This window comes from Micromonospora sp. ALFpr18c (assembly GCF_008868155.1).
Lineage (GTDB): Bacteria > Actinomycetota > Actinomycetes > Mycobacteriales > Micromonosporaceae > Micromonospora.
On sequence record NZ_WBKR01000312.1, the window covers coordinates 1 to 4,138 of the forward strand.

Genomic DNA, 4,138 nt, shown 5'->3' on the forward strand with positions numbered 1-4,138 from the left:
TCGCCGACGTCTCGGCCGAGGTCCTGGACAGCCTGTATCAGCGAGTCGGAGCGCGCCCGGCCGGACGGCCGTCACGCTCGACGATCTGGCGGGTCTGCACTGATACCGACGCCGACGTGTTGGACGCCGTGATCGCCGAGTGGACGGCGACCCAGCATGCCCGCAGCTGCGTCGACACGCCGACGCAGCTGCGACTGGCCGAGTCGCCCTCGCCGTGGTGACGGCGTCCCGCAGGTCCGCGATGGCCCCGGGACCCGCGCCACCTACACCGAGACCCTGCGCCGGCTGCGCGAGACTGCCGGGGATCAGGTGCCGGTCGCGGCGCTCACCCCGGAGCTCTACGAGCAGACGATGGCCCGTTGGGACGAGCGGGCCGCGAACACCTGGAACAAGCACCTGTCCGCGCTGACCTCGTTCACCGCCTACTGCCGCCGTCAGGACTGGCTGACCATCGACCCCGGCCGGCGGCTGGAGCGCCGCAAGGTCACCCGGACCCGGGACAAGGCCATCCCGCGTGCCCGCCTGGAGCGGCTGTTCATCGACGACCGCAACCCGCTGCGCGAGCGGGTGCTGTGGCGGATGCTCTACGAGACCTGCGCCCGCGCCGAGGAGATTCTCGGCCTGGACGTGCCCTACCTCGACGTGGAGTTCCGCCGCGCTCTGGTTACCGAGAAGGGCGGCGACCGCGCCTACGTGCACTGGGAGACACCGACCGCACGGCTCCTGCCCCGGCTGCTGGCCGGGCGCACCGCCGGGCCGGTGTTCCTCGCCGACCGCCGAGCCGCAGCAGCCGGGCGCCGTGCGCCGGCCTTGGGTGACATCTGTCCGGAGACTGGCCGGGGCCGACTCTCCTACCCGCGCGCCGAGTACCTGTTCAAGCAGGCGTCCACGCTCCATGATCCGCACGGTGCCGGGTACACCCTCCACCAGCTGGCTGCCAGGTCACGGGTGCTGAGGTCGTCGTCCCGGCATTGCAGGACGAGGGTCCCGGAGCCGACGGCCGGGACCATCGTGTCGACGTCGATCGGGTGCGTGATCCGGGCGTCCTGCCCGATCCGCTCCAGCCCGGAGACCGCGAGCAGCAGCGCGTCGTAGGTGTCACCGGCGTCGAGCTTCGCGAGCCTGCTGTTCGCGTTGCCCCGGATGGACACCGGCACCAGAGTCGGCCAGTGCAGGGCCAGTTGCGCGACCCGCCGGACGGCGGAGGTGCCGATCCGGGTGCCGGCGGGCAGTTGGTCGATCCGCAGCCCGCCCGGGTGCACGAGGCAGTCCCGGACATCGTCGCGGGCCAGGTAGGCGGCCATCACCGTGCCAGCCGGTGCCGGTCGGTCCCCGGGGATGTCCTTGACGCAGTGCACCACCATGTCCACGTCCCCGGCGATCAGGGCGGCGTCGACCTCCTTGGTGAACGCCCCCTTGCCGCCCAGCGCGGCCAGGTCACCGTGCCACCGGTCCCCGCTGGTCGACATCGACAGCACGTCCACGGTGACGTCGGGGTGCCGGTCGGCGAGCATCGCGCGGACCCGCTCGACCTGGGCGAGGGCCATTGGAGAGTTGCGGGTGCCGATGCGCAGCAGGCGGGAGTCGGACATGTCCGCGAGGCTAGTCCGGCCGATGCCAGCACGGACGACCAGGTGCGCGGGCACCCAGAGGATCAGGAGAGCGATGTGATCACGCAACGGCTCCGGGTCGCCGCGTACGCGGTGTGCCTGCGAGATGAGCATCTGCTGCTCGCCCGCTGGGTCTCGCCCGACGGGGCGCGGCGACATTGGACGCTGCCCGGTGGAGGGGTCGAGCACGCCGAGGATCCGTTCGACGCCGTCGTGCGGGAGGTGGCCGAGGAGACGGGGTACGAGGCGCGGGTCGAGCATCTGCTCGGGGTGAACTCGCGAACGCGGCACGTCGAGCGCACCGACAGCGACGTCGTCGAGCTGCACATGCTGGCCGTGTTCTATCGGGCCCGGATCGCGGGCGGTGAGCTTCGACCCGAGACGGACGACACGACCGACCTGGCGCGTTGGATACCGATGACGCGGGTCGCCACCCTGGAGCGTTCCGTGGTGGTCGACATCGGACTTCAGCTGCACCGCGGCGCGCCGCCCACCGGGCACATGGAGCCGATCCCGATGACGGCCCTGCTGCGGCACTGAATTCTCGGCACCAGTCGGTCCGGTTCTCTACGATCGCCTGATGGTGCAGCCGAGCTACCCGATCCGCACCGAGCGGCTCACGCTGCGCCCGGTCACGATGGACGACCTCGACGACGTGTACGCGTATCAGAGCCGACGCGACGTCGTCCGCTGGATGCTCGGGGCCGAGCCGCGTACCCGGGAGCAGTCGCGGGCGTCGGTGCGCGCCATGGCGGGTGAGGACGCGTGGCGCGCGGAGGGCGACTGCCTGACGGTGGCCGTGGTCGGCGACACGGGGGTGATCGGGACCGTCGAGCTGGTGTGGCGCGGCGAGCGTGACCGCACGGCGGAACTCGGGTACGTCTTCCACCCCGACCACGGCGGTCGTGGGTTGGCCACGGAGGCGGTCACGGCGCTGGTGGACTGGGGGTTCGACGAGGCCGGGCTGCACCGGGTCTTCGGTCGGTGTCATGCCCGCAACGAGGCGTCAGCCCGTCTGATGGCCCGGATCGGGATGCGTCGGGAGGCCCACCATGTGCGGAGCTACCGGTATGACGGAGAGTGGGCGGACCAGCTTGTCTTCGCCGTCCTGTCCGACGAGTGGCGGCCGCGGGGCTGACGACTACGAGCGGCCGTACGCGGCACGTGCCTGGGCCACCTCGGCGGCCTCGCGCTCACGCCACCGGCGCTGCGCCTCCCGGTTGCACGCCCGGCAGACCCGGCGGTAGCGGCCGGTGCTCTCGTCGAGTTCGCGGTCGTGGCCGTTGCGGCACTGCGCGCGTTGGGTGCGGCCGCGGCGGGTCTCGGAGCGGCTGACCTGACGCAGATGTGTCGGCTCGATGCAGTCCGCGGCGCCGCAGGTGTGGTCGACGTCGAGGGCGGGGTCGTACCCGCCGACCAGGACCACGTACGCGGCGATGTGCGCCCAGGCCCGGCCGGCGACCTTCTGGTGGACCCCGCGGCGGGAGCCGTAGCCGTGGATGACCAGGCAGCCGCCGTCGGTGCGGTGTGCGCGTTGCAGCAGGTACGCGCGCAGCGACTCCTCGGTGTGGTAGCGGGACAGACCCCGCACGGCCGAGAGCACGATGTCACCGTACCCGCGCGTCGCGGATACGCCTGCTCAGGCCCGGCGCACGAACCCACCCACGCCGTCGCCACCGAGGTCAGGAACCGGCGGTACCCCTGCCGTGAACTTAAGAGGGCGGGAGCCGTTCCTGCCATGTCGGCTGCCGCAGTCGTCCTGGCTGGCCCGGCACGGATGGTGGCGCGGCCAGGTGGCCTCGCATGGTTCGTTCACGATTGTCGGAGGAGAAATCGCTCATGCCTGAAAGAGTCGAGAACCTCACCGGGAGATCCGCCCGCGATTTCCTCGCGCATACTCTCGATGGAGACATGCCGAGGCGGGTCGAGAACCTCACCGGGAGACCTACCCGCGATTTCCTCGTGCATACTCTCGATGGAGACAGGCCGAGGCGGGTCGAGAACCTCACCGGGGGACCTGCCCGCGATTTCCTCGCGCATACTCTCGATGGAGACAGGCCGAGGCGGGTCGAGAACCTCACCGGGGGACCCGCCCGCGATTTCCTCGCGCATAGCCGGCGCGAGCATCGATACTCCGATCTGACGTTGCTCCAAGCCCCCGGCGTCGCCGCGGTCGCGCGTCAGAGAAGTGGTGGCCGAGCAGCCGCAGGACGAGTTACACCAGGCGGGGTCGACCACATGGCGGCGATTGCCTCTGCTGCCTCCCTCACATCGTCGACATCTGCGGGCACCCCTGGTCGGAATACCCCTGCAGCCCAACCCACGCTCGCTCGCCGAAGCGCGATGCGGCGGGACAGCGGTTCGGCGCCGTCCAGTTCCACGGGGCGAAGCCGCAGGGCTTAGTGGTCCGAGCCGGAAGTCCGTCGGGGGTTGATGGGTGACGGGTGCGGTCAGGGTCCGGGTGTGATGGTGCCGATGTGGATGTCGTAGACGAAGTCGAAGGCCTCTTCAGGACTGCCGGTGAGCCA

5 protein-coding genes are annotated in these 4,138 nt (G+C 70.9%); 3 read left to right on the plus strand and 2 right to left on the minus strand.

Features of this window, described 5'->3' with window-relative positions:
- On the plus strand, positions 1-221 hold a 221-nt coding region (locus F8271_RS33595; protein ID WP_225854870.1), incomplete at its 5' end, for a hypothetical protein.
- Positions 222-851: 630 nt separating this feature from the next.
- Here the strand turns inward: F8271_RS33595 and hemC are convergent.
- Positions 852-1,592: a hydroxymethylbilane synthase gene (gene hemC, locus F8271_RS30210; protein ID WP_225854871.1), complete on the minus strand. Its 741-nt coding sequence runs from the start codon at positions 1,590-1,592 to the stop codon at positions 852-854.
- Between the two features lie 75 nt (positions 1,593-1,667).
- Between hemC and F8271_RS30215 the strand changes: the two genes are divergently transcribed.
- Positions 1,668-2,150, plus strand: a complete 483-nt coding sequence (locus F8271_RS30215; RefSeq protein WP_225854872.1) for an NUDIX hydrolase — start codon at positions 1,668-1,670, stop codon at positions 2,148-2,150.
- Positions 2,151-2,190: 40 nt separating this feature from the next.
- Positions 2,191-2,748: a GNAT family N-acetyltransferase gene (locus tag F8271_RS30220; RefSeq protein WP_151493201.1), complete on the plus strand. Its 558-nt coding sequence runs from the start codon at positions 2,191-2,193 to the stop codon at positions 2,746-2,748.
- Between the two features lie 3 nt (positions 2,749-2,751).
- Here F8271_RS30220 and F8271_RS30225 read toward each other — a convergent pair whose 3' ends face one another.
- Positions 2,752-3,213, minus strand: a complete 462-nt coding sequence (locus F8271_RS30225) for an HNH endonuclease (RefSeq protein ID WP_151493202.1) — start codon at positions 3,211-3,213, stop codon at positions 2,752-2,754.
- Positions 3,214-4,138: the final 925 nt, after the last annotated feature.